We start from the raw sequence: 24040 nt of genomic DNA on the forward strand, positions 1-24040 counted from the left end.
CGGGGCGCATCGGCAGCCTGCACGGGGGCACCAGGCTGGGAGGACGAGGGGGCCGGATCGGCGGCGCTGCAGGCCGCAGCGGAAAGAGAGACGAGCAGGCACGCCGCGAATGCGCGCAGGGGCCGCAACGGCAGGGTCCAACGTAGCTCGGGGGGGGGATGCATGCGCCTCTCCATGGTCAGCGTTGCCGGGCCAGACGGCCGGCAGGAAACCGCACCCCATCCACCAGGGACGGGAGCGAGGACATGAGCCGGTCGATTCCTTCGACCTCGCATTGAGAACCCATGCAGGATCATCTTGGCACAGAACGGCGGCCGGTCAAAGAGGGCGGTAACAGATGCCCCCGCAGTGTGATCTGGTTCTCAGATTTTGCCGTCGCGCAGGTAGTCGAACAGTTCGGCGTCGCCCTTCAGGCCCAGCTTGAGCATGGCGTCGCCCTTCTGCCGGCTGATGGTGCTGACGCTCTTGTGCAGCTGCAGCGAGATCTCCTTCACCGTCATGCCGGTGCCGAGCAGCCGCAGCACTTCCACCTCGCGTGGCGACAACGGCTTGCCGTCGCCCTCGCGCATGCGCCAGCTGCCCGCAGCCTCGACCCGCTCACGCAGGCTCCGGCTGATGTAGAGCTGGCCCCGATAGACCGCCTGGATGGCCTGCGGCAGTTCGTCCATCGACGAGCTTTTGTCGACCAGGCCGAGCACGCCGCTGTCGAGCACCATGCGCAGGATCGCCAGGTTGTTGGAGACGCTGAGCATCAGCACCGGCAGGTCGGGGAAGCGGCGGCGGATCATGCCGATCATGGCGAAGCCATCGGCCTGTGGGCTGCCCGGCATGGAATAGTCGGTCACCAGCAGGTCGCAGGGCTGGCTGCCGAGCAGGGCCATCAGCGCCTGCGCGCTGTCGGCCTCGCCGACCACGCGGCCGACCCCGCTCGATTCGATGACGGCACGGGTACCGATACGGACCACGGGGTGGTCGTCTGCGATGATGATGCGCAAGCTCATGCTCTAGTATGGCCACCGGGCAAGCCGGACCGCGACCATCGCGGCCCTGTCAGGATTCTAGGAGATCGACGCCGATGCGTAGCTGGGCTGTTCGCGGGCTGGTCCTGCTGCTGGCCGTGCTGGTGCTGCCCGTGGCGCTGGCACAGGCGGTGCCTGGGCTGTTGCCGCTCAGCCCCCTGCAGCGCGAGTACCTCGCCGCCCATCCAAGCATCGTCGTGGGCCAGTATGACAGCGGCTGGCCGCCGTTCGAGTCCCTCCGTGATGGCCAGCAGGTTGGCCTGGGGCCGGATTATCTGTCGCTTCTTGCCCGTCAGTTGGGCGTGAAGGTTGAGGCCCGGCGTTATACCGACTGGACTTCCGTACTGGATGCGGCCTGTCGTGGCGAGATCGACGTGGTGATGAATGTCGGTCTCAGCGCCGACCGCACCCGGTGCATGGTCTACACCGCTGCCTATGGCGAGGCGCCGTTGGCGCTGGTGGGGAGACCAGGCGATCTGCGTGCTTCGAACATGCCCGACCTGGACGGATTGCGGGTGGTCATCGAGCAGGATTTCCTGACCGGCCCGCAGGTGCGGGCACGATTCCCACGTGCGGTGCAGCTTGTCGCAAACAGCTCGTTGACTGCGCTGCAGATGGTCAGAGACGACAAAGCTGATGTCTACATAGGCAATGCCTACGTTGCCACCGAACTGATCGCACGCGAGCGCCTGCAGGGTGTCGTGCTGCTGCGTCCGAGCGACCTGCCCCCCGAACGGCTGCACTTCGGCGTTCCCAACAGCAAGCAACCGCTGGCCGAAGCGCTGGACCTGGCGCTGGCCGCGACCAGCGAGGCCCAGCGCGATGCACTGGCACAACGCTGGCTGCCCCCGCCGCAGTGGTCGGCATCGGCACAGCTGGCGCTGAGCCAGGCCGAGAAGCGGGTTCTGGAACAGCCGTTGAAGATCGGTTTCGCGCCGAACGCCGCCCCACTGTCGTTCGCCGACGAGGATGGCAAGCCCAGCGGCCTGGCCAGCGAGTACCTGGGGCGGCTGATGCAGGCCGGTGCGAACCTGCAGGCACAGAACAGCCATGACTGGTACGAGGTGCGCGAGAAGGCGCGCCGCGGCGAGCTGCAGGCGGTGATGGGCATTCCGGTCGATTCGCGCTACCTGGGCCCGGACTGGGTGTTCAGCCAACCCTTCATCAGCGTGCCGAACGTGATCGTCAGCCGCCACGACAGCCCGGCCCTGCTGGGCCTGTCCGACCTCCAGGACAGGCGTGTGCTGCTGTCCGATCCGGAGCGCGTACGTGGCTATGTGCTGCAGCAGGCGCCGCAGGCCAGGATCGTCGCCGCGCGCAGCGCCGAACAGGCCATGCAACGCCTGATCGATGGCGAGGCCGACGCTTACGTGGGTAATCTGGCCCTGGTCGACCACCTGCTGCGCACGCGTTTCCCGGGTCGCCTGCAGGTTGCCGCGCCCGCGGGCTTCAACGACCAGCTGGCACTGGCCGTGGAGCGCCGGCATGCGGCTCTGGCCACGACCTTCGATCGCCTGCTGCTGCAGATGACGCCACGCGAGCGCGAAGCGCTGCGCGGCGACTGGCTGGCGGTGGAGTACCGCAACGGCATCGACTGGCGAAGCACGCTGCGCTGGGGTGTACCGCTGCTGCTGGTGCTGCTGACCGCGCTGCTGGTGCATGGCATCGGCTACTGGCGCCTGCGCCGTGAGGTGGCCGGGCGCCGCCAGCTGGAGCAGCGCCTGGCCGAAGTGACCGACAACCTGCCTGCCGTGGTCTACCAGGCCCGTCGCGAGGTTGATGGCACGCTCAGCTTCCCGTTCATTGCCGGCGACCTGCAGGCGCTGTTCGGGATCACCCGGCAGCAGGCTGAGCAGGACGCCAGGACGTTGCTGGAACGCGTCGAAGAGGAGGATCGCGCGCGCATCCTGCAGGCGGTCGAACAGGCCGCGCACCAGTTCGCACCGCTCATGCTGGAATTCCGCCTGCGTGGCAATGGAGCAGGCCCGCGCTGGGTGCGCACCCAGGCGCAACCCTATGCCGCCGAAGCCGGTGTGGTGACCTGGAGTGGCTACTGGGTGGATGCCAGCGAGGCCCGTGCACAGGCGGATGCGCTGACCGCTGCCAAGGCCGAGGCCGAGCAGGCGGCCGAGGCGAAATCCCGCTTCCTGGCCACCATGAGCCATGAGATCCGCACGCCGATGAGTGGCGTGCTGGGCATGCTGGAAGTGCTGGCGCACTCACCGCTGGATGCAGAGCAGAAACGCATCCTTGGCGTGATCGAGGATTCGGCACAGATGCTCCGGCAGATCCTTGACGACATCCTTGACTACTCGCGGCTGGAGGCCAACGCACTGCGGCTGGAGCCGGTACCGCAGCCGCTGCGGCCGTTGCTGGAAAGCGTGTGCCGCCTGCTCTCCGCACAGGCCAGCGCGCGCGGCCTGGCGCTGCAGGTACAGATCGATCCGCAATTGGCACCGGCCCATGAAGTGGATGGCGTTCGTCTGCGCCAGATCGTGTTCAATCTTCTCAGCAACGCCATCAAGTTCACCCCGCGCGGCGAAGTGCGGCTGCAGGTGGAAGTGATGGGCCCGACCTCCGAAGATGGCCGCCAACCGCTCCGCCTGAGCGTCACCGACACCGGCATGGGCATCGCGCCCGAACAGCTGCAGCACCTGTTCGCGCCGTTCACCCAGGCCGGCGCCTACATCCAGCGTGACCACGGTGGTACCGGCCTCGGCCTGAGCATCTGCCATCGGCTGGTGCAGATGATGGAGGGCGGGCTGGAGCTGCACAGTACGCTCGGCGAGGGTACCTGCGCCGAGGTACGGCTGTCGCTGGTGGAAGCGGGCATTGCCGATGCTGAAGCGCTGGCTGCCGAACAGGAACAGGCTGCCCTGCTGCCGCCGGCACTGCGCCAGGCACGCGTTCTGGTGATCGAGGATCATCCGACCAACCAGGCGATGATGGCCTGGCGGCTGCAGCAGCTGGGCGTGCCACACGTGCTGGTCGGTGATGGCCAGCAGGGGCTGGATCGCCTGGCATCGGAGCACTTCGATCTGGTCATTACCGATTGCCGGATGCCGGTGCTGGATGGGTTCGCCTTCACCCGGCTTCTGCGCGAGCGCGAGGGACGCACCGGGCAACCCCGGCTGGCCGTGCTGGCGCTGACCGCCAGCGTGCTGGACGACGATGCGCGTCGTTGCCGTGAAGCCGGGATGGATGAGGTGCTGGCCAAGCCATTGTCATTGGCGACGCTGCGCGCGGCCCTGTTGCGCTGGTTGCCGCAGGCGCAGGGGCAACGGTTCGAGGAGCCGGTGCTGGAGTCCGCCACCGACGGCGTGATGCTGCCTGACCTCGCCACGCTGCGACAGCGTTTCGGTTCACAGGCCGTGGCCGAGCAGTTGCGCGACAGCCTGCTGCAGGCCAGTGCAGGTGACCTGGCCGCTGTGCAGCGCGCGCTGGAGGCCGGCGACCGTGAGGCAGCCGCGCTGCACCTGCATCGCCAGGCGGGTGGATTGGGTGCGGTGGGGGCGACGGCACTGGCCGGGCAGGCCAATGCACTGGTCGAGCGCCTGCAGGATGCGGCCGAGACCGATCCGGTGCCGTTGTTCGCCGCGGTGGCGGCATTCGTGGCGCGGCTGCAACAGCAGCTGCAGCGCCTGGCTCACTGAGCCGACTGCTGCTGCAGGTAGGCGATCACCAGCGCACGGCGTTCGGCGCTGGGGAAGGCGTTGTACATGCGTGTGCCCGGTACAACATGGGTGGGTGACTGCAGGAACGCATCCAGGGTCTGTGCGGACCAGGTGATGTCGGCGCGGCGCATGCCGTCGGAATAGCCGTAGTCGGGCAGGCTGCCGGCGCGACGGCCGATCACGCCGTGCAGGTTCGGGCCGAAGCGGTGGATGCCGCCAGGCTGCACGGTGTGGCAGCCGGCACACAACTCGAACGCGCGTTGCATGGCCTGCTGGTGCGCCTGTTCCGGCGTGGCGGGCGCTGCAGGCGGGCGCTGGCAGGCCGTGGCGACCAGGGCCACGGCAACAGCGATGAGCGGGAGTGACGCACGCATGGGCGGGCAGGATAGCGGTGCGCGGCAAGCGATGGGCTGCGACGCTCGGTCGCAGCCCGTGGCGATCACATGCCCGAATAGTTCGGGCCGCCGCCGCCCTGCGGGGTCACCCACACGATGTTCTGGGTGGGGTCCTTGATGTCGCAGGTCTTGCAGTGCACGCAGTTCTGCGCGTTGATCTGCAATCGCGCGTTGTCCGCCTCGCCGACGAACTCGTATACACCGGCCGGGCAGTAGCGGGCTTCCGGGCCGGCGTACTCGGCCAGGTTCACCTTCACCGGAATGCTCGGATCCTTCAGCGTCAGGTGGCTGGGCTGGTTTTCGTCGTGGTTGGTGCTGCTCAGGAACACCGAACTGAGGCGATCGAAGGTCAGCACGCCATCGGGCTTGGGGTAGGCGATGCGGGTGTGCTTGGACGCCGGTTCCAGGCAGACGTGGTCCGGCTGGGTGCGGTGCAGGGTCCACGGCGGGTTGCGCACACCCAGCTTGGGCAGCAGCCACTGCTCCACGCCGGTCATCAGGGTGGCCACGGTCTGGCCCTTCTTGAACCACTGCTTGAAGTTCTTGGCCTGCTGCAGTTCGGTGAACAGCCAGCTGGCTTCGAAGGCCTTCGGGTAGGCGCTCAGCTCATCGTGCTGGCGGTCAGCAGCCAGCGCGTCGAACGCGGCGTCGGCGCACAGCATGCCGGTCTTGATAGCCGCATGGCTGCCCTTGATGCGGCTGGCGTTGAGGTAGCCGGCTTCGCAGCCGACCAGTGCGCCACCCGGGAACACGGTTTTCGGCAGCGACAGCAGGCCACCGGCGGTGATCGCGCGTGCGCCGTAGCCGATGCGGGTGCCGCCTTCCAGGTGCTTGCGGATGTCCGGGTGGGTCTTGAAGCGCTGGAATTCCTCGAACGGGCTCAGCCACGGATTCTTGTAGTCCAGGCCGACCACGTAGCCGATGGCGACCTTGCCGCCGTCGGCGTGGTACAGGAACGCGCCGCCGTAGGTGTCGCTGTCCAACGGCCAGCCGGCGGCGTGCACCACCAGGCCCGGCTCATGCTTGGCCGGGTCGATCTGCCACAGTTCCTTGATGCCGATGCCGTAGGCCTGCGGGTCCTTGCCTTCGTCCAGCGTGTAGCGGGCGATCAGCTGGCGGCCCAGGTGGCCGCGCGCGCCTTCGGCGAAGATCGTGTACTTCGCCTGCAGCGCCATGCCGCGCTCGAAGGCCGGGCCGATGCTGCCGTCCTTCTCGATGCCCATGTCGCCGGTGGCCACGCCGATCACTTCGCCGTTGTCGCCGTACAGCACCTCGGCGGCGGCGAAGCCCGGGAAGATCGCCACTTCCAGCGCCTCGGCCTGCTGCGCCAGCCAGCGCGTCACTTCGCCCAGGCTGATGATGTAGTTGCCTTCGTTGTGGAAGCACTCCGGCAGCAGCGCGTTGGGCGTGCTGCGTGCGCCGGTTTCGCTGAGGAACAGGAATTCGTCGCGGGTGACCTTCTGCTTCAGCGGTGCGCCGCGCTCGGCCCAGTCCGGGAACAGTTCGGTCAGCGCGCGCGGGTCCATCACCGCACCGGACAGCACGTGAGCGCCCGGCTCGGACCCCTTCTCCAGCACGCACACCGACAATTCGCGGCCGGCTTTGATCGCGCGCTGGCGCAGGCGGATCGCGGTGGCCAGGCCGGCGGGGCCGGCACCGACGATCACCACGTCGAATTCCATTACTTCACGCGGGGGCAGGGCGTTGGCTTCAGCGCTCATCGATTGCATGACTCGTGGGTAGGGCCGGCATCGGGGCCACCGGCGGTGCCTGGGAATCGCGCGTGCGGCCACGGGCGAAACGGTTGTTTGAATGTGTCAGGGTACCGGGACGCGCCGGATCCAGCTAGATCGGCGCCGTTCACGCCGCGATTGCTGCATTGCAGCGTAGTGCTGCAGCTCTGGTGGGTGCCGACCTTGGTCGGCACGCTCTGCCCGGATGACCGACAATGGCCGGGTCCTGACTGCGTGTGAGTGCCATGGCTTTGCATCCGTACGATCTGTTCGATGTCCGTTCCCTGCTCAACGAGGAAGAGCGCGCCGTACAGGAGAGCGTGGCCCGCTTCACCAACGAACGCGTGCTGCCGATCATCGGCGATGCGTTCGACCAGGCCCGTTTCCCCGACGAACTGGTGCCGGAGATCGCGTCACTGGGCCTGCTCGGTGCGACCCTGCCGGCCGAGTACGGCGGCGGTGGCCTCGGCGCGGTCAGCTACGGCCTGATCTGCCAGGAGCTTGAGCGCGGCGATTCCGGCCTGCGCAGTTTCGTCTCGGTGCAGAGCTCGCTGTGCATGTACCCGATCTACGCCTATGGCAGCGAGGAACAGCGCCAGCAGTGGCTGCCGGCGATGGCGCGCGGCGAGCTGATCGGCTGCTTCGGCCTGACCGAGGCGCATGGCGGTTCCGATCCGGCCAGCATGAAGACCCGCGCGGTGCGCGATGGCAGTGACTGGCGCATCAGCGGCAGCAAGATGTGGATCACCAGCGGCCCGGTGGCCGACCTGGCCATCGTCTGGGCGCAGACCGAGGACGGCATCCAGGGCTTCGTGCTGGAAAAGGGCATGGCCGGTTTCACCACGCAGGAGATCAAGCACAAGATGAGCCTGCGCGCGTCGCTGACTGGCGCCCTGTTCTTCGACGACGTGCGCGTGCCCGACAGCCACCGCCTGCCGAACGTAAAGGGCCTGAAGGGTCCGCTGGGCTGCCTGACCCAGGCCCGCTACGGCATCAGCTGGGGGCCGATCGGTGCGGCCATTGCCTGCCTGGATGAAGCGCTGGGCTATGCCAAGGAACGCGTGCTGTTCGGTCGCCCGCTGGCGGCCACGCAGAGCGCGCAGATCAAGCTGGCCGAAATGGCCCGCCGCATCACCACCGCGCAGCTGCTGGCGCTGCAGCTGGGCCGCCTGAAGGAAGCCGGCCAGCTGCAACCGCAGCAGGTCAGCCTGGCCAAGTGGAACAACTGCCGCATGGCCATCGACATCGCCCGCGAGTGCCGCGACCTGCTGGGCGGCGCCGGCATCACCACCGAGCATGTGGCGATCCGGCATGCGCTGAACCTGGAATCGGTGATCACCTATGAAGGTACCGAAACCGTGCACCAGCTGGTGATCGGGCGCGAACTGACCGGCATCAACGCGTTCTGAAACCTGGTTCTGGTGGGTGCCAACCTTGGTTGGCACTGCGGCCGCACGCCAAAGGCATCCACGCATGGCGTGGATCTACCGGGTGGGTGATCCGATCTGCCTTTGGTGGGTGCCAACCTTGGTTGGCACATTCCTTCGGCGCGCAACCGGGCATCGGTGCGGACCAAGGTCCGCACCCACCAGAAGCGATCCACAGCCACCAGAAGTTCTCGGCAGTCCCCTGAACCTGCCTTTGGTGGGTGCCGACCTTGGTCGGCACATTCCTTCAGAGCGCGATCGGGCATCGGTGCGGACCAAGGTCCGCACCCACCAGAAGCGATCCACAGCCACCAGAAGTTCTCAGCAGTCCCCTGAACCTGCCTTTGGTGGGTGCCAACCTTGGTTGGCACATTCCCTCAGCGCGCGATCAAACATCTGTGCGGGCCAAGGTCCGCACCCGCCAAGAGCGGTTCACGCGGGGAACACCATCCACGCATGGCGTGGATCTACTGGCCGCCGGCAAACCCGTGCTGCCGCCAGGCCTCGTACATCACCACGGCCACGGTGTTGGACAGATTGAGGCTGCGGTTGTCCGGCCGCATCGGCAGGCGCAGGCGGCGGCCATCGGGCAGGGCATCGAGCACGTCCTGCGGCAGGCCACGGCTTTCCGGGCCGAACAGGAACGCATCACCGTCTTCGAACGCCACGCTGTCATAGCGGACGCTGGCACGCGTACTCAGGGCGAACAAGCGCTTCGGTGCGATCCGCGCCAGCGCAGTGTCCAGGTCGGGATGCACCTGCAGGCGCGAGTACTCGTGGTAGTCCAGCCCGGCGCGCTTGAGCTGCTTGTCTTCCAGTGCGAAGCCGAGCGGCTCGACCAGGTGCAGCTGCGCGCCGGTGTTGGCGCAGAGCCGGATCACATTGCCCGTGTTGGGCGGGATTTCCGGTTGGAACAGGATCACGTGGAACTGGGGCGCGGCATTCATCGGCGCAGTGTACCTGCGACGGCCGCCGCCTTTACGGCGCACGCCCTGCGCGAGGCAGGGCGGCACCGCTTACGGGCGCAGCAGGACCTGGGCGGTTTCGGTGGCCAGGGCCTGCAGGTCGGCAGCGCTCGGACGCACCTGCAGGGCCGGCAGGTTGACGATCACCTGGTTGGCGACGCTGGTGGCGGCTGCAGCCAGGGTGGCGGCGTAGCGCTGGGCTTCCAGTTCGGCGGCCAGGGCGACGCGCTGTTCCAGGCTCGGGCGCACTTCCACCGAGGCCAGGGTGGTGACCGGCATCGCGGCGGCGACCGGGGCGGCGACGTAGCCGCTGCGCTCGGCCAGCTGGTCGGCGCTCGGGCGCACTTCCACGGTGGCCAGGGTCGGAATGCCGCTGGCCTGTTCCCAGGCCTGCTGGGCCAGCTGGTCGGCGGCCGGGCGGACCTGCACCGTGGACAGGGTCTTGATGGATTCGGAGGCCTGCACCGACGAAACAACCGCGGTGCCGGCGATCAGGGCGATGGCGATGGCAATGGTCTTGGCGTTCATGACGGGGCCTGTTTAGTGTTGGTGATCAGTGGTGTGGTAGTAAGGTAGTACACCGATTCTGGGCTTGCAAGGAAAATTTTCGATTTCCTGCATTTGTTCAGTCTTCAGTCAGCTTTCGTCTGAAGCCCTTCCTGGCGCAGGAAGTACCAAGCAATCCCCGTGCCAACTTTTAGTCGTTGATTTACAAGGGTTTTGTTTGGATCGAAAAGTGTCCGGTGGGCGGACACCTGTCCATTCGATGCGCCGCGGACACTGTCCGGACGCCTGCTGCGGGCGCATGTGACTTCCCACGCCGGCGTGGGAGGGCCGGGCGGATGGCGCACAGGGGCAAACACCCCCAGTGACTGGCGACCGATTCCTGCCATTGCGCGCGCACGCTAGGATCGGGGTTCACCTATGTGACCAAGGATCCGGATATGTCTCTCGCCCTTCGCCCGCGCGCTGCGCTGCTGGCCGTCGCCCTCAGCACCGCCCTGGGCACGCTTGTGCCTTCCCATGCGTTGGCGGCAAAGCCGGCCGCACCGGCCAGGGTCGATATCCCGTATGAGCAGTTCACCCTGCCCAACGGCCTGCGCGTGATCGTGCATACCGATCGCAAGGCGCCGATCGTCGCGGTCAACGTCTGGTACCACGTCGGCAGCAAGGACGAACCGGCCGGCCGCACCGGCTTCGCGCACCTGTTCGAGCACCTGATGTTCCAGGGCAGCGAAAACCACAGCGGCGAATTCTTCGAGCCGTTCAAGCAGGTGGGTGCCACCAACCAGAACGGCACCACCAATACCGACCGCACCAACTACTTCGAGAACGTGCCGACCACCGCGCTGGACATGGCGCTGTGGATGGAATCGGACCGCATGGGCCATCTGGTCGGCGCGATCGACCAGGCGGCGCTGGACGAGCAGCGCGGCGTGGTGCAGAACGAGAAGCGCCAGGGCGAAAACCAGCCCTACGGACAGGCCTGGGACCAGCTCAACAAGGCGATGTACCCGGTGGGCCACCCGTACCACCACAGCGTGATCGGTTCGATGAACGATCTGAACGCCGCGTCGCTGGATGATGTGAAAACCTGGTTCCGCACCTGGTACGGCCCGAACAACGCGGTGCTGGTGCTGGCCGGTGACATTGATCTGGCCACCGCCAAGGAAAAGGTCGGCAAGTACTTCGGCAGCATCCCGGCCGGTCCGACCATGGCGCAGCCGGCGGTGAACGTGGCCAAGCGCATTGCCGATACCCGCGAGACGATGACCGACAAGGTGCCGCAGGCGCGCATCTACCGCGCCTGGAACGTGCCGCAGGTCGGCACCACCGAGGTCGATCAGCTGCAGCTGTTCGCGCAGGTACTGGGCGGCGCCAAATCCTCGCGCCTGAGCCAGCGCCTGCAACACCAGGACAAGCTGGTGGACAGCATCGGCTCGGGCCTGTCGACCTCGCAGCTGGGCTCCAACTTCGTGATCATGGCCACGGTCAAGCAGGGCCAGGATCCGGCCAAGGTCGAGAAGATCATCGACGAGGAACTGGACCGCCTGATCAAGCAGGGCCCGACCGCCGCCGAACTGGAACGCGCCAAGACCGGCGCACGCGCCGGCTTCATCCGTGGCATCGAGCGCATCGGCGGCTTCGGCGGCAAGGCCGACGCGCTGGCCGAGTGCGCGGTGTTCACCGGCGACCCGGGCTGCTTCCGTACCTCGCTGGCCAACATCGAGAAGGCCAGTGCCGCCGACCTGAGCCGTCTGGGCACGCAATGGCTGGACAAGGGCAGCCACACCCTGGTGATCGCACCGGGTGAGCGCGTGGCGCTGAAGGAAGACCCGAGCCAGGCGCCGAAACCGTTCAACGTGCCGGCGGTGGACCCGAAGTACAGCACCCTGCCGGAGCAGGTCGACCGCAAGGCCGGCGTGCCGCAGACCCGCGAGTTCCCGCAGCTGAAGTTCCCGGCGCTGCAGCGCGCCACGCTGAAGAACGGCACGCAGGTGATCCTGGCCGAGCGCCATGAGATTCCAGTGGTGCAGTTCAGCTATCAGTTCCCGGGCGGCTTCAGTGCCGACCAGGGCCGCAAGCCGGGCACCGCCAACTTCACCATGAGCCTGATGACGGAGGGTGCGGGCAAGCTCGGTTCGTTGGCCTTTGCCGATGCCGCCGACGCGCTGGGCGCGAGCCTGGACGCCTCGGCCGGCCTGGATTCGATGAGCGTGGACCTGTCGGCGCTGAAGGAAAACCTGGCGCCGTCGCTGGCGCTGTACCGCGATCTGCTGCGCGAACCGCGCTTCGAGCAGGGCGAGATCGACCGGGTCAAGGCGAGCTGGATCGCCGGCATCCAACAGGAGAAGGTCAACCCGGGTGCGGTAGCGATGCGCGTGCTGCCGCCGCTGCTGTACGGCAAGGGCCACCCGTATGCCATTCCGTTCACCGGCAGCGGTGACGAAGCGGCGATCAACGGCCTGGCCCGCGAAGACCTGGTCGACTTCCACCATGACTGGCTGCGCCCGCAGAACGGCACCCTGATCGTGGTCGGTGACACCACCCTGGCCGAGATCGTGCCGCTGCTGGACAAGCAGCTGGGCGACTGGAAGGCCAGTGGCGACGCTCCGCAGGTGAAGGCGGCCACCGACGTCGCGCTGCCGAAGGGCCCGCGCGTGTTCCTGATCGACCAGCCGGGCGCGGTGCAGGCCAACCTGTTCGCCGGCCAGGTGGTGGCGCCCTCCAGCGCTGCCAGCTCGACCCGCTTCGACATCGCCAACGGCGTGATCGGCGGCGACTTCACCTCGCGCCTGAACATGAACCTGCGTGAAGACAAGCACTGGTCGTACGGTGCACGCAGCAGCGCGGTCAACTCGGTGGGCCAGCGTCCGTGGATGGCCAGCGCGCCGGTGCAGATCGACAAGACCGGCCCGGCGATGGCGGAGATGCGCAAGGAAATCGCCGCGTATGCCGATGGCAGCAAGCCGGCCACCGCCGACGAGGTGAACCGCATCCGCAACATCCAGACCCTGAGCCTGCCGGGTGCCTACGAGACCGCCAGCGCGGTGGCATCGACCATCGGCTCGATCGTGCAGTTCAAGCGCCCGGACGATTACGTGCTGCGTCGCAAGGCCGAGATCGAAGCGATGACCCCGGCGCAGGTGCAGCAGGCCGCGGCCGAGATCAAGCCGCAGGCGCTGACCTGGGTGGTGGTGGGTGACCTCAAGCAGACCGAAGCGGCCGTGCGCGCGCTGAACCTGGGCGAGGTGACCGTGATCGATGCCGAAGGCAACCCGGTCAAGAAATAAGGGATGTGCCTGCCCGCCACGGCGGGCAGGCCTCCCGTGGTAGCGCCGGGCCATGCCCGGCGGCTTTCCGGCGGCCAGCCATGCCGCGCTCTGCGCTCGCCGGGCATGGCCCGGCGCTACCGGGACCCCATCCCGGCTACCCCCGATTCAGGCTGTTCAGGCAGAATCCCCCCATACCCTTCCAGGATCTGCCCATGCGCGTTCTGCTGCTTTCCTCCCTGCTGCTCACCGTCACCGCCTGTACCTGGGTGCCGATCGAACCGGCCGGCAAGGCGACCCGCGTGCTGCCGGCAGGTCCGGTTCCGGCCGGCTGCATCGCCAAGGGCGAGGTGGTGGTGACCGTGAAGAGCAAGGTCGGCTTCTACAACCGCAACCCGCTGCGCGTGCAGGAAGAGCTGGAAACCCTGGCCCGCAACGAGGCTCCGAGTGCCGGCGCCAATGCCGTGCAGGCCGCCGCGGCCCCCGCCGATGGCAGCCAGCGCTTCGCCGCGTTCCAGTGCCCGCCGCGCTGAACGCTTCACCATACGGCCAAGGCTGAATTCGTAAAGATGCGGTGAAGGCCCCGGGGGTTATAGAATAGCGCCCCCTTTTGCCTGAGCCTTGGCGCTAACCTCGATGCTCTTCAAGAATGTCTCGATCGCCGGCCTGGCACACGTCGACGCGCCGCACACGCTGACGACCAAGGAAATCAACGAGCGGCTGCAGCCGACGTTGGACCGTCTCGGCATCCGCACCGACGTGCTCGGCGACATCGCCGGCATCCACGCGCGCCGCCTGTGGGACAACGGCGTGCTGGCGTCCGACGCTGCCACCATGGCAGGCCGCAAGGCACTGGAAGACGCAGGCATCAATGCGACGCAGGTCGGCCTGCTGGTCAACACCTCGGTCAGCCGCGACTACCTGGAGCCCTCCACGGCCTCCATCGTCTCGGGCAACCTCGGTGTCAGCGACGAGTGCATGACCTTCGACGTTGCCAATGCCTGCCTGGCCTTCATCAACGGCATGGATATCGCCGCGCGCATGATCGAGCGCGGTGACATCGACTACGCGCTGGTGGTGGACGGTGAGACTGCCAACCTGGTGTACGAGAAGACCCTGGAGCGCATGACCGCGCCGGACGTCACCGCCGACGACTTCCGCAACGAACTGGCGGCGCTGACCACCGGTTCGGGTGCTGCGGCGATGGTGATGGCGCGCTCGGAGCTGGTGCCGGACGCGCCGCGCTACAAGGGCGGCGTGACCCGCTCGGCCACCGAGTGGAACCAGCTGTGCCTGGGCAACCTGGACCGCATGGTCACCGACACCCGCCTGCTGCTGATCGAAGGCATCAAGCTGGCCCAGAAGACCTTCACCGCCGCCAAGATTGCCCTGGGCTGGGCCGTGGAAGAGCTGGACCAGTTCGTGATCCACCAGGTCAGCCAGCCGCACACCGCCGCGTTCATCAAGAACTTCGGCATCGACCCGAAGAAGGTCATGACCATCTTCGGCGAGCACGGCAACATCGGCCCGGCCTCGGTGCCGATCGTGCTGAGCAAGCTCAAGCAGCTGGGCAAGCTGAAGAAGGGCGATCGCATCGCGCTTCTGGGCATCGGCTCGGGCCTGAACTGCTCGATGGCTGAAGTGGTCTGGTAAGAGCTTCCTGCCAGACTCCCTGTAGAGCCGAGCCCATGCTCGGCTCACGCGCACAGCGCGGTCCTTCTGCGGCCTGACCGGAGAGCCGCCGAGCATCGGCTCGGCGCTACACCGCGCCGCGATTCTCCCTAGGTGCTCCGCATGCGCGATCTCCCCGGTTACCCCGCCCACCCGCAGCGCTTCGAGGTACGCCCCGGCCTGTCGATGAACTATCTCGACGAAGGCCCGCGCGACGGCGAAGTGGTGGTGATGGTGCACGGCAACCCGTCGTGGAGCTATTACTGGCGCACGCTGGTGGCCGGCCTGTCGGACACGTACCGCTGCATCGTGCCGGACCACATCGGCATGGGCCTGTCGGACAAGCCGGACGACAGCCGCTATGAGTACACGCTGCAGTCGCGCGTGGACGATCTGGATGCGCTGCTCAAGCACCTGGGCATCACCGGCCCGGTGACCCTGGCCGTGCACGACTGGGGCGGCATGATCGGTTTCGGCTGGGCGCTGTCGCACCACGACCAGGTGAAGCGCCTGGTGGTGCTCAACACCGCCGCCTTCCCGATGCCGGCCGCGAAGAAGATGCCGTGGCAGATCGCGCTGGGACGCCACTGGAAGATCGGCGAGTGGATCATCCGCACCTTCAATGCGTTCTCGTCCGGTGCCTCGTGGCTGGGCGTGGAGCGGAAGATGCCGGCCGACGTGCGCCGCGCCTATGTATCGCCCTACAACAGCTACGCCAACCGCATCAGCACCATCCGCTTCATGCAGGACATCCCGCTGTCGCCGGCCGACAAGGCGTGGTCGCTGCTGGAGCGTGCCGGCAAGGCGCTGCCGTCGTTCGCTGACCGGCCGGCCTTCCTCGGCTGGGGCCTGCGCGACTTCGTGTTCGATCATCATTTCCTGAAGGGCTTCCAGGCCGCGCTGCCGCAGGCCCAGGTGCATGCCTTCGAGGACGCCGGCCACTACGTGCTGGAAGACAAGCACGAAGTGCTGGTGCCGGAGATCCGCGCGTTCCTGGACAAGAACCCGCTGTAACCGGATGCGGGGTCGGATCCCTCTCGCAGAGAGGGCTCTGACCCCATCTGCGACGGAACCCTTCGGTAGCGCCGGGCCATGCCCGGCGTTGTCGTACATGGGGTCAGAGCCGTTTCCGTGCCGGAAACGGATCCGACCCCGCCCGTCACGCGGCGACCGGCGCCTGCGGCGGCGAAGACGGGCTGTTGCCGTTGTCGTCCGGATGGTCGTCGTCGTTGTCGGCGTCATCGCGCCAGCGCCAGTCGGCCAGCGTCAACGGATCCAGGCCATAGGCGATGCGCGCCTTGTCGCACTGCGGGCTGGCCTTGCCGTACTCCCACGATGCATCCACCTCGCGGCACACGCTGGGCCGGTTGGGGTGGATGGTGCAGCGCGAATACACGCCGATCTGCGCATCTAGCGCCACGCAGCGCACCGGCTTGGAGTGGGTGCCGCGCATGCACAGGCGATGCGGGTCGAGCACCTCGGTGAGCTGGTGCGGTACGCCGCCGGGAGTGACCTCGTCCGATTCCATCCAGTGGAAGGCCACGCGGTACTGGGTGCAGCAGGCGCCGCAGGTCATGCAGGGATGTTGCATGGGCAAGCCGCCTCGGGCGGCAGTCGGAATCAGGAACGAGGGTGCGGATTTTCCACGAAGTGGGCCGCCGCGCAAGAAATTCCGTAAGCGGCGACAATGAACGGATGAACCGACCCTGCAATATTGCCGCCCGCCTGCCTGAACTGGCGCGTGAACGGCCTGATCAGATCGCCATCCGCTGCCCTGGCCGGCGTGGCGCCGGCAACGGCATGGCCGCCTACGACGTGACCCTGGATTACCGCCAGCTGGACGCCCGAAGCGACGCCATGGCGGCCGGCCTGGCCGGCTACGGGATCGGTCGTGGGGTGCGCACGGTGGTGATGGTGCGGCCGTCGCCGGAGTTCTTCCTGCTGATGTTTGCCCTGTTCAAGCTGGGCGCGGTGCCGGTGCTGGTCGACCCGGGCATCGACAGGCGCGCGCTGAAGCAGTGCCTGGACGAGGCGCAGCCGGAGGCCTTCATCGGCATTCCGCTGGCGCATGTGGCGCGGCTGGTGCTGCGCTGGGCACCGTCGGCGACCCGCCTGGTGACCGTCGGCCGCCGCCTCGGCTGGGGCGGGACCACGCTGGCCGCGCTGGAGCGCGCCGGTGCCAACGGTGGGCCGATGCTGGCCGCCACTGATGGCGAGGACATGGCCGCGATCCTGTTCACCAGCGGCTCTACCGGCGTGCCCAAGGGCGTGGTCTACCGCCATCGCCACTTCGTCGGCCAGATCCAGCTGCTGGGCAGTGCCTTCGGCATGGAAGCGGGCGGGGTGGACCTGCCGACCTTCCCGCCGTTCGCGCTGTTCGATCCGGCGCTGGGGCTGACCTCGGTGATTCCGGACATGGACCCGACCCGGCCGGCACAGGCCGACCCGGCGCGCCTGCACGACGCCATCCAGCGTTTCGGCGTGACCCAGCTGTTCGGCTCGCCGGCGCTGATGCGGGTGCTGGCCAGGCATGGCCGTCCGCTGCCGACGGTGACCCGGGTGACCTCGGCCGGTGCGCCGGTGCCGCCGGACGTGGTCGCCACCATCCGCAGCCTGCTGCCGGCCGACGCGCAGTTCTGGACGCCGTATGGCGCCACCGAGTGCCTGCCGGTGGCCGTGGTCGAGGGCCGTGAGCTGGAGCGTACGCGCGCCGCCACCGAAGCCGGTGCCGGTACCTGCGTGGGCAGCGTGGTGGCGCCGAACGAAGTGCGCATCATCGCCATCGATGACGCACCGTTGCCGGACTGGTCGCAGGCACGCGTGTTGGCCGTTGGCGAAGTGGGAGAAATCACGGTGGCTGGCCCGACCGCTACCGACACCTACTTCAACCGCCCGCAGGCCACCGCTGCAGCGAAGATCCGCGAGACGCTGGCCGATGGAGGCACCCGCATCGTCCATCGCATGGGCGACGTCGGCTACTTCGATGCACAGGGCCGCTTGTGGTTCTGTGGACGCAAGACGCAGCGCGTGGAGACCGCGCGCGGACCGCTGTACACCGAACAGGTCGAGCCGGTGTTCAACACCGTCGCAGGCGTGGCGCGCACCGCGCTGGTCGGCGTCGGCGTGGCCGGTGCGCAGGTGCCGGTGCTGTGCGTGGAACTGCTGCGCGGCCAGTCCGACAGCCCGGCACTGCAGGAAGCGCTGCGTGCGCATGCCGCAGCGTGCACGCCTGAGGCCGGCCTGCAGCACTTCCTGGTGCATCCGGCCTTCCCCGTCGATATCCGTCACAACGCCAAGATCGGCCGCGAGAAGCTCGCCGTCTGGGCCAGCGCCGAACTGGAGAAGCGCGCATGAAGATCCTGGTCACCGGTGGTGGTGGTTTCCTCGGCCAGGCGCTGTGCCGCGGGCTGGTCGAGCGGGGCCACCAGGTGCTGTCATTCAACCGCAGCCACTACCCGGAACTGCAGGCGTTGGGCGTGGGCCAGATCCGCGGCGACCTGGCCGATCCGCAGGCAGTGCTGCACGCGGTGGCCGGCGTCGACGCGGTATTTCACAACGGTGCCAAGGCCGGCGCCTGGGGCAGCTATGACAGCTACCACCAGGCCAACGTGGTCGGCACCGACAATGTGATCGCCGCCTGCCGTGCGCATGGCATCAGCCGACTGGTCTACACCTCCACGCCCAGCGTGACGCACCGTGCCACCCACCCGGTGGAAGGCCTTGGCGCCGATGAAGTGCCTTATGGCGAGGATTTCCAGGCGCCGTATGCGGCGACCAAGGCGATTGCCGAACAGCGTGTGTTGGCCGCCAACGATGCAACGCTGGCGACGGTAGCGCTGCGCCCGCGCCTGATCTGGGGCCCGGGCGACCAGCAGCTGGTGCCGCGCCTGGCCGAGCGCGCGCGGCAGGGCCGCCTGCGCCTGGTTGGCGATGGCAACAACAAGGTCGATACCACCTACATCGACAACGCCGCGCTCGCGCACTTCCTCGCCTTCGAGGCATTGGCTCCGGGCGCTGCATGTGCAGGCAAGGCCTACTTCATTTCCAACGGCGAACCGTTGCCGATGCGCGAGCTGGTCAACAAGCTGCTGGCCGCTGTGGGTGCACCGACCGTGGACAAGGCGATCAGCTTCAAGACCGCCTACCGCATCGGTGCGATCTGCGAGCGCCTGTGGCCGCTGCTGCGCCTGCGCGGCGAACCGCCGTTGACCCGCTTCCTGGCCGAGCAGCTGTGCACGCCGCACTGGTACAGCATGGAACCGGCGCGCCGCGACTTCGGCTACGTGCCGCAGGTCAGCATCGAGGAAGGCCTGCGCAGGCTGAAGGCTTCATCTGCCGCATAGGTCGCCATCACTGGTTGCACACCGCCAGATCGGGAGGATGGACCCACGCCATCCAACGGCCCGGACATCTGCGAGGAGCGCCATGCTGCATTACGCCGTCATCTTTTTCGTCATCGCCATCATCGCCGCCGTGCTCGGCTTCTCCGGCATCGCCGGTGCCGCCAGCAACATCGCCTGGATCCTGTTCGTGATCTTCCTGGTGCTGGCGGTGATCTCGATGTTCCGCAAGCGCGGATAGAACCTGCAGGGCGTGCCGGTCACCGACCGGCACGCCGCTTCCCGGTGGTTACCGACCTTGGTCGGCATTGTCTTTAACCGGTGGGTGCCGACCGTTGGTCGGCACGCCTCCTGTAGAGCCGAGCCATGCTCGGCTGCATCTCCAGGGTCGAGCATGGCTCGACGCTACAGAAGCGCCCGGTCCGCCGCATGGCGCTCCAGCGCCAGCTCGATCAACCGCGTGATCAGCGTGGTGTAGTCCACGCCGCTGGCGCCCCAGAGCTTCGGATACATGCTGATGCTGGTGAAGCCGGGCAGCGTGTTGATCTCGTTGATGATGATCTCGCCCTCCGCGGTGAGGAATACATCGACCCGCGCCATGCCCGCGCATTCCAGCGCCTGGTAGGCCTGCAGCGCGATCTGCTGGATGCGCGCCTGGGTGGCGGCGTCGATGCCGGCCGGCACCACCACGTCAGCGCCATTGGCATTGATGTACTTGGTGTCGTAGGCGTAGAACTCGTCGTGCACCACCACCTCGCCGCACACGCTGGCCTGCGGCTGCTCGTTGCCCAGCACCGCGCATTCGATCTCGCGGCCGACCACCGCCGATTCCACCAGCACCTTGTGGTCGTAGCGCAGTGCCAGTTCCAGCGCATCGGCGAAACCCGCGGCATCCTTGACCTTGCTCACGCCCACCGACGAACCCTGGTTGGCGGGCTTAACGAACAACGGCAGGCCGAGCTGGGCGATCACCGCATCGACATCGACCGCTGCGGCCTGATGACGGCGGATGCACAGCCACGGCGCCACCTGCAGGCCGGCATCGCGCAGCAGGCGCTTGGTCACGTCCTTGTCCATCGCTGCGGCCGAGCCCAGCACCGGCGAACCGACGAAGGGCAGGTTGACCATGCGCAGCAGGCCCTGCAGCGCACCGTCCTCGCCGAGTGGCCCGTGCACGATCGGCAGCACCACGTCGATCTGGCCGAGCGCGCTGGCCGCATCGCACGGCTGCAGCTGCCCCTGTTCCACACCCGGGCGCACCGCCAGTGACGTGCCGGACCGATGCAGCGCGATGCGCGACGGATCATCGGCATTGAGCAGGAACGTCTCCGGCTGGCTCAGGTGCCACTGGCCCTGCTTGTCGATGCCGACAAGCACCGGCTCGAAGCGCTCGCGGTCGAGCGCGTCGAGGATGTTCTTCGCCGACTGCAGTGAAACTTCGTGCTCGGAAGACTTGCCACCGAAGATGATGCCGACCCGGGTCCGTGCCATGGGGAATGCGATGTCCTGTGCGTTGCGTGGCCGTACAGCATGAACCTTCCGTTGCCGCCCAGGTGAGGCGCGGATGAACCGGCCATCCATCCACGCATGGCGTGGATCTACCGTCCTCATGGCCCATCAACAGGGGTCAGAGCCCGTTGCGCAGCAACGGGATCCGACCCCACAGACGGCAGGAACCTGTCGAAGGCGGGGTGGGTCCGGTCGCGGGGGCGTGAGCCGCATGGATGCGGCGACCGAGCTTACAGGGACGTACTTGCAGCGGCCCCCGCAACCGGACCCACCCCGTCAACCCACGGAATGCCGGTTGTTGCTGTTGCTTCGGCTATTGCTGTTGCCGTTGCCTCTGCCGTTGCCTCTGCGGGTGCCGGGCAGCAGCCCGGCCCAAGCCCCCCACCCACGCAGGTAGAATGCGCACATGGCTCTCTCCCTGCTCAAGTCCCTCAAGCCGGTCGCTGGCCGCGCCCTGCAGATCGCCCTGAACCGCGCACTGGCGCTGGATCCGGATACCCGCCATGCATTGGCCAGCCTCGACGGCCGGCATATCGACCTGACCCTGGAAGCGCCTTCGCTGGCCATGCGCATCAGCGTCGACGGCGATGCACTGCGGGTCGGCCCGGTGGACGCGCAGGAGGCCGACCTGGCCGTGCGCAGCAGCCTGGCCGGCGTACTCGCGCAATTGCCGCTGCTGGCCAACGCACGCCGTGCCGACAACAACGGCAAGGGCCGCGTACGCGTTGCCGGTGACGCCGAGCTGGCGCGCCGCCTGCAGCAGCTGGCCAAGGGCTTCGATCCGGACTGGCAGCAGCCGTTCGTCAGCGTGTTCGGCGAAGTGCTGGGCGTGCAGGTCGCCAACACCCTGCGCAGCGCCCTGCAGCATGCACGCCAGGGTGCCATCGACCTGGCCCACAGCGCTGCCGAGTTCATCACCGAAGAGTCGCGCGACGTGGTGCCACGTGCCGAGCTGGATGCCTTCCACGACGACGTGGATGTGCTGCGCGATGACGTGGAGCGCCTTGGTGCACGCGTACAGCGCCTGCGGGGTGCCGCATGAAGGCCGTGCTGCGGGCAAGCCGCATTGGCCGGGTGATCCTGCGTTACCGTCTCGACGACCTGCTGCAGGGCACGCCGGCCGAGCGCTGGCTGCGCCTGGCCAAGCCGTTCGTGCCGCGCGCCTCGGCCAGCATCGCTTCGCAGTCGCGCGGCGCCCGCCTGCGTCTGGCGCTGCAGGACCTCGGCCCGATCTTCGTCAAGTTCGGCCAGATCCTGTCCACCCGCCGCGACCTGGTGCCGCCGGACGTGGCCAACGAACTGACCCTGCTGCAGGACCGGGTCAAGCCGTTCGATGGCGAGACCGCGCGTCGCATCGTCGAGGACGCGCTCGGACTGCCGGTGAGCGAGGCCTTCGCCAGCTTCGATACCGAACCACTGGCCTCGGCCTCGATCGCGCAGGTCCACGCGGCCACGCTGGCCGATGGCCGCCAGGTGGTGGTCAAGGTGCTGCGTCCGGGCATCGAGAAGCAGATCGACGCTGACATCGCCCTGCTCAACTCGCTGGCCGCGCTGGTCGAGCGCACCCACCCGCGCGCCGACAAGATCCGTCCGCGCGAAGTGGTGGCCGAAGTCGAGAACACCCTGGCCGCCGAACTGGACCTGCAGCGCGAGGGCGCCAATGCCAGCGTGCTGCGTCGTTTCTGGGAGAACAGCGACGACCTGTACGTGCCGGAAGTGATCTGGAGCCACACCGCCGAGCGCGCACTGACCCTGGAGCGCGTGTGGGGTATTCCGTCCGACGACATCGACGCGCTGGACAAGGCCGGCATCGACCGCAAGGCGCTGGCCGCCAAGGGCGTGCGGGTGTTCTACACACAGGTGTTCCGCGACAACTTCTTCCACGCCGATGCGCACGCCGGCAACATCTGGGTCGATACCGATCCGGCGCGCCGAGCCAATCCGCGCTTCATCGCGCTGGACTTCGGCATCATGGGCCAGCTCTCGCAGGAAGATCAGTACTACCTGGCCGAGAACTTCATGGCCATCTTCAACCGCGATTACCGCCGCATCGCCGAACTGCACGTGCAGGCACGCTGGATGCCCGACCACGTCCGCATCGACGATCTGGAAGCGGCCGTGCGTTCGGTGTGCGAGCCGTACTTCACCCGCCCGCTGTCGCAGATCTCGCTGGCCGAAGTGCTGATGAAGCTGTTCCGCGTGGCGCAGCGTTACCAGCTGACGTTGCAGCCACAGCTGATCCTGCTGCAGAAGACCCTGCTGAACATCGAGGGCGTCGGCCGCCAGCTGGACCCGCAGATCGACATCTGGGCGGTGGCCAAGCCGGTACTGGCGAAGATCCTGCGCGAGCGCTACAGCCCGCGCAGGGTGGTTCGCGAGCTCGGCAAGCGCCTGCCGGAAATCATGACCCACGCGCCGGACATGCCACGCCTGGTACACGCTTGGCTGACCCAGCAGGTGGAAGGCCGCCACGAACTGGCGATGCGTTCGCGCGATCTGGTCACGCTCGACGCCAGCCTGCAGCGCCTGCAGAAGCGCGCCGTGGGCGCGATCACCGGTGTGGGCCTGCTCGCCATCGCTGCACTGATGTACGTGGTGCAGCCACCGGGCTGGTACTGGGGCGACCTGCCGATGTGGAGCTGGCTGTCCGGTGTGGTCGGCGTGGTGGCGCTGGCGCGCGCGTGGTGGCGCTGACTCCTGCGGGCTGAAGATCGGCGGCACTGCATGCCGCCGATCGACCACAGGCTTACCAGTGGTAGCCCAGGCCCAGGTGCGACTGCACGCTCTGGAAGCTGTCCAGGCGGGTCTTGTGCCAGGTCTTGCCGATACCCACGTCCAGCACCAGATGTTCACCCAATGGCTGGCTGCGGCGCAGGAAGGCACGCCGTGCGTCGTGCTCGCGCAGCAGCAGCGGATCGGACTCGGCGGTGTAGCCGGACGTGCCGCTGCCCAGCCACAGCTGGGTCGAGCCACGGCCTTGCCCATCCTTCAGCCGCAGCGACAGTGTGGTGCCATGCCCATCCGGTCCATTGGACTGGCGGTGCCGCTCGTGGCGCAGTGAGGTGGTCACGCGCGGGAAGTAATGCGAGGCACCCACCGACCAACCGCTCACATAGGCGCCGGCATGGTACTGGGCGTATTTGCCGCCCACGCTCAGTACGGTCTGCGGTGCCACTTTCCACTGGATGTCCTGGTTCACCTGGCGGTTGACGAACACTGGATCATCGTTGGATGCCGTGACGGCAGTGCGGGTGGACAGGCGCGTGCTCCAGCGATGGTGCAGCGAGCCCTGCACGCGGTTGCCGCTGAATCGCCTGCTGCCGTAGTCGCGCTCGCCATGGGCCAGCCCCAGGTGCCATCGGCTGTCGCCACTGCGGCCGGCCACGTCCACCGTCTGTACGTCGCGCTTGCCGAAGCCATCGCTGTAGTCGGCATGGTCCAGCTGCACCGTGACACGGTCGACGCCGGCGTGGGCGCTGGAAACAGCCAGCAGCAGGGCGCACGGCAGTGCGCCACGGATGATCAATCGCATGG

19 protein-coding genes are annotated in these 24040 nt (G+C 67.6%); 11 read left to right on the plus strand and 8 right to left on the minus strand.

What is annotated here, in order from left to right; translation table 11 throughout:
* Window positions 1-362: 362 nt before the first annotated feature.
* On the minus strand, window positions 363-1001 hold the full coding sequence (locus tag QP552_RS00790) for a response regulator transcription factor (protein ID WP_106548743.1): 639 nt from the start codon (window positions 999-1001) through the stop codon (window positions 363-365).
* A 74-nt stretch (window positions 1002-1075) separates the two neighbouring features.
* Between QP552_RS00790 and QP552_RS00795 the strand changes: the two genes are divergently transcribed.
* Window positions 1076-4672, plus strand: a complete 3597-nt coding sequence (locus QP552_RS00795) for a transporter substrate-binding domain-containing protein (protein WP_286074707.1) — start codon at window positions 1076-1078, stop codon at window positions 4670-4672.
* Here QP552_RS00795 and QP552_RS00800 read toward each other — a convergent pair.
* Together QP552_RS00800 and QP552_RS00805 are read right to left on the minus strand one after the other, a co-directional pair.
* A complete protein-coding gene (locus QP552_RS00800; protein WP_106548745.1) occupies window positions 4666-5067 on the minus strand; it encodes a c-type cytochrome in 402 nt (133 codons plus the stop codon). The two genes, QP552_RS00795 and QP552_RS00800, sit on opposite strands and share 7 nt — an antisense overlap.
* Window positions 5068-5132: 65 nt before the next feature.
* Entirely contained in the window at window positions 5133-6809 is a 1677-nt protein-coding gene (locus tag QP552_RS00805; RefSeq protein WP_286074709.1) for an electron transfer flavoprotein-ubiquinone oxidoreductase, read from the minus strand.
* Between the two features lie 257 nt (window positions 6810-7066).
* Here QP552_RS00805 and QP552_RS00810 point away from each other — a divergent pair, with 257 nt between their 5' ends.
* Window positions 7067-8230 carry an acyl-CoA dehydrogenase family protein gene (locus QP552_RS00810; RefSeq protein WP_005420799.1) on the plus strand — a complete coding sequence of 388 codons (1164 nt, stop codon included), beginning with the start codon at window positions 7067-7069 and terminating at the stop codon, window positions 8228-8230.
* Window positions 8231-8715: 485 nt separating this feature from the next.
* Here QP552_RS00810 and QP552_RS00815 read toward each other — a convergent pair whose 3' ends face one another.
* Both QP552_RS00815 and QP552_RS00820 read right to left on the minus strand, forming a co-directional pair.
* A complete protein-coding gene (locus QP552_RS00815) occupies window positions 8716-9195 on the minus strand; it encodes a tRNA (cytidine(34)-2'-O)-methyltransferase (RefSeq protein WP_100461853.1) in 480 nt (159 codons plus the stop codon).
* Between the two features lie 69 nt (window positions 9196-9264).
* A complete protein-coding gene (locus tag QP552_RS00820; RefSeq protein WP_106548748.1) occupies window positions 9265-9741 on the minus strand; it encodes a hypothetical protein in 477 nt (158 codons plus the stop codon).
* Between the two features lie 416 nt (window positions 9742-10157).
* Here QP552_RS00820 and QP552_RS00825 point away from each other — a divergent pair, with 416 nt between their 5' ends.
* From QP552_RS00825 to QP552_RS00840, 4 genes are all read left to right on the plus strand, one after another.
* The gene (locus tag QP552_RS00825; RefSeq protein WP_286074710.1) at window positions 10158-13007 is read left to right on the plus strand and encodes a pitrilysin family protein; all 2850 of its coding nucleotides are present in this window, start codon (window positions 10158-10160) and stop codon (window positions 13005-13007) included.
* A 194-nt stretch (window positions 13008-13201) separates the two neighbouring features.
* Entirely contained in the window at window positions 13202-13519 is a 318-nt protein-coding gene (locus tag QP552_RS00830; RefSeq protein ID WP_005407628.1) for a DUF4156 domain-containing protein, read from the plus strand.
* Between the two features lie 103 nt (window positions 13520-13622).
* Window positions 13623-14639, plus strand: a complete 1017-nt coding sequence (locus QP552_RS00835; RefSeq protein WP_004135358.1) for a 3-oxoacyl-ACP synthase III — start codon at window positions 13623-13625, stop codon at window positions 14637-14639.
* Window positions 14640-14780: 141 nt separating this feature from the next.
* Entirely contained in the window at window positions 14781-15671 is an 891-nt protein-coding gene (locus QP552_RS00840) for an alpha/beta fold hydrolase (protein WP_106548750.1), read from the plus strand.
* 145 nt (window positions 15672-15816) lie between these two features.
* Here the strand turns inward: QP552_RS00840 and QP552_RS00845 are convergent, their stop codons facing one another.
* Window positions 15817-16248 carry a YkgJ family cysteine cluster protein gene (locus QP552_RS00845; protein WP_029380125.1) on the minus strand — a complete coding sequence of 144 codons (432 nt, stop codon included), beginning with the start codon at window positions 16246-16248 and terminating at the stop codon, window positions 15817-15819.
* Between the two features lie 104 nt (window positions 16249-16352).
* Between QP552_RS00845 and oleC the strand changes: the two genes are divergently transcribed.
* From oleC to QP552_RS00860, 3 genes are all read left to right on the plus strand, one after another.
* The gene (gene oleC / locus QP552_RS00850; protein ID WP_286074712.1) at window positions 16353-18011 is read left to right on the plus strand and encodes an olefin beta-lactone synthetase; all 1659 of its coding nucleotides are present in this window, start codon (window positions 16353-16355) and stop codon (window positions 18009-18011) included.
* Complete coding sequence (oleD, locus tag QP552_RS00855; RefSeq protein ID WP_111113290.1) at window positions 18008-19000, plus strand: 2-alkyl-3-oxoalkanoate reductase; 993 nt, start codon at window positions 18008-18010, stop codon at window positions 18998-19000. Before oleC ends, oleD begins: the two co-directional genes overlap by 4 nt.
* An 82-nt stretch (window positions 19001-19082) precedes the next feature.
* Window positions 19083-19238, plus strand: a complete 156-nt coding sequence (locus QP552_RS00860; RefSeq protein ID WP_049429804.1) for a DUF1328 domain-containing protein — start codon at window positions 19083-19085, stop codon at window positions 19236-19238.
* Between the two features lie 164 nt (window positions 19239-19402).
* Here QP552_RS00860 and ddlA read toward each other — a convergent pair whose 3' ends face one another.
* Window positions 19403-20488 carry a D-alanine--D-alanine ligase gene (gene ddlA / locus QP552_RS00865; RefSeq protein ID WP_286074714.1) on the minus strand — a complete coding sequence of 362 codons (1086 nt, stop codon included), beginning with the start codon at window positions 20486-20488 and terminating at the stop codon, window positions 19403-19405.
* A gap of 424 nt (window positions 20489-20912) precedes the next feature.
* On the opposite strand from ddlA, the gene QP552_RS00870 reads away from it, so the two are divergent.
* On the plus strand, window positions 20913-21548 hold the full coding sequence (locus QP552_RS00870; RefSeq protein ID WP_106548754.1) for an SCP2 sterol-binding domain-containing protein: 636 nt from the start codon (window positions 20913-20915) through the stop codon (window positions 21546-21548).
* Window positions 21545-23200 (plus strand): ubiquinone biosynthesis regulatory protein kinase UbiB, encoded by a 1656-nt coding sequence (ubiB, locus tag QP552_RS00875; protein ID WP_111113287.1) that lies wholly within the window; start codon window positions 21545-21547, stop codon window positions 23198-23200. The genes QP552_RS00870 and ubiB overlap by 4 nt, the downstream gene beginning before the upstream one ends.
* A gap of 52 nt (window positions 23201-23252) precedes the next feature.
* Here ubiB and QP552_RS00880 read toward each other — a convergent pair whose 3' ends face one another.
* Complete coding sequence (locus QP552_RS00880; protein ID WP_111113286.1) at window positions 23253-24038, minus strand: YaiO family outer membrane beta-barrel protein; 786 nt, start codon at window positions 24036-24038, stop codon at window positions 23253-23255.
* Between the last annotated feature and the right edge of the window lie 2 nt (window positions 24039-24040).

Origin of the sequence: Stenotrophomonas sp. 59 (genome assembly GCF_030291095.1) — a bacterium.
GTDB lineage: Bacteria > Pseudomonadota > Gammaproteobacteria > Xanthomonadales > Xanthomonadaceae > Stenotrophomonas > Stenotrophomonas maltophilia_Q.

What these genes read in the sequence shown, in the direction of transcription:
- QP552_RS00790 (WP_106548743.1), bottom strand. Translation starts at nt 1,001, where the DNA reads ATGAGCTTGCGCATCATCATCGCAGACGACCACCCCGTGGTCCGTATC.
- QP552_RS00795 (WP_286074707.1), top strand. Translation starts at nt 1,076, where the DNA reads ATGCGTAGCTGGGCTGTTCGCGGGCTGGTCCTGCTGCTGGCCGTGCTG.
- QP552_RS00800 (WP_106548745.1), bottom strand. Translation starts at nt 5,067, where the DNA reads ATGCGTGCGTCACTCCCGCTCATCGCTGTTGCCGTGGCCCTGGTCGCC.
- QP552_RS00805 (WP_286074709.1), bottom strand. Translation starts at nt 6,809, where the DNA reads ATGAGCGCTGAAGCCAACGCCCTGCCCCCGCGTGAAGTAATGGAATTC.
- QP552_RS00810 (WP_005420799.1), top strand. Translation starts at nt 7,067, where the DNA reads ATGGCTTTGCATCCGTACGATCTGTTCGATGTCCGTTCCCTGCTCAAC.
- QP552_RS00815 (WP_100461853.1), bottom strand. Translation starts at nt 9,195, where the DNA reads ATGAATGCCGCGCCCCAGTTCCACGTGATCCTGTTCCAACCGGAAATC.
- QP552_RS00820 (WP_106548748.1), bottom strand. Translation starts at nt 9,741, where the DNA reads ATGAACGCCAAGACCATTGCCATCGCCATCGCCCTGATCGCCGGCACC.
- QP552_RS00825 (WP_286074710.1), top strand. Translation starts at nt 10,158, where the DNA reads ATGTCTCTCGCCCTTCGCCCGCGCGCTGCGCTGCTGGCCGTCGCCCTC.
- QP552_RS00830 (WP_005407628.1), top strand. Translation starts at nt 13,202, where the DNA reads ATGCGCGTTCTGCTGCTTTCCTCCCTGCTGCTCACCGTCACCGCCTGT.
- QP552_RS00835 (WP_004135358.1), top strand. Translation starts at nt 13,623, where the DNA reads ATGCTCTTCAAGAATGTCTCGATCGCCGGCCTGGCACACGTCGACGCG.
- QP552_RS00840 (WP_106548750.1), top strand. Translation starts at nt 14,781, where the DNA reads ATGCGCGATCTCCCCGGTTACCCCGCCCACCCGCAGCGCTTCGAGGTA.
- QP552_RS00845 (WP_029380125.1), bottom strand. Translation starts at nt 16,248, where the DNA reads ATGCAACATCCCTGCATGACCTGCGGCGCCTGCTGCACCCAGTACCGC.
- oleC (WP_286074712.1), top strand. Translation starts at nt 16,353, where the DNA reads ATGAACCGACCCTGCAATATTGCCGCCCGCCTGCCTGAACTGGCGCGT.
- oleD (WP_111113290.1), top strand. Translation starts at nt 18,008, where the DNA reads ATGAAGATCCTGGTCACCGGTGGTGGTGGTTTCCTCGGCCAGGCGCTG.
- QP552_RS00860 (WP_049429804.1), top strand. Translation starts at nt 19,083, where the DNA reads ATGCTGCATTACGCCGTCATCTTTTTCGTCATCGCCATCATCGCCGCC.
- ddlA (WP_286074714.1), bottom strand. Translation starts at nt 20,488, where the DNA reads ATGGCACGGACCCGGGTCGGCATCATCTTCGGTGGCAAGTCTTCCGAG.
- QP552_RS00870 (WP_106548754.1), top strand. Translation starts at nt 20,913, where the DNA reads ATGGCTCTCTCCCTGCTCAAGTCCCTCAAGCCGGTCGCTGGCCGCGCC.
- ubiB (WP_111113287.1), top strand. Translation starts at nt 21,545, where the DNA reads ATGAAGGCCGTGCTGCGGGCAAGCCGCATTGGCCGGGTGATCCTGCGT.
- QP552_RS00880 (WP_111113286.1), bottom strand. Translation starts at nt 24,038, where the DNA reads ATGCGATTGATCATCCGTGGCGCACTGCCGTGCGCCCTGCTGCTGGCT.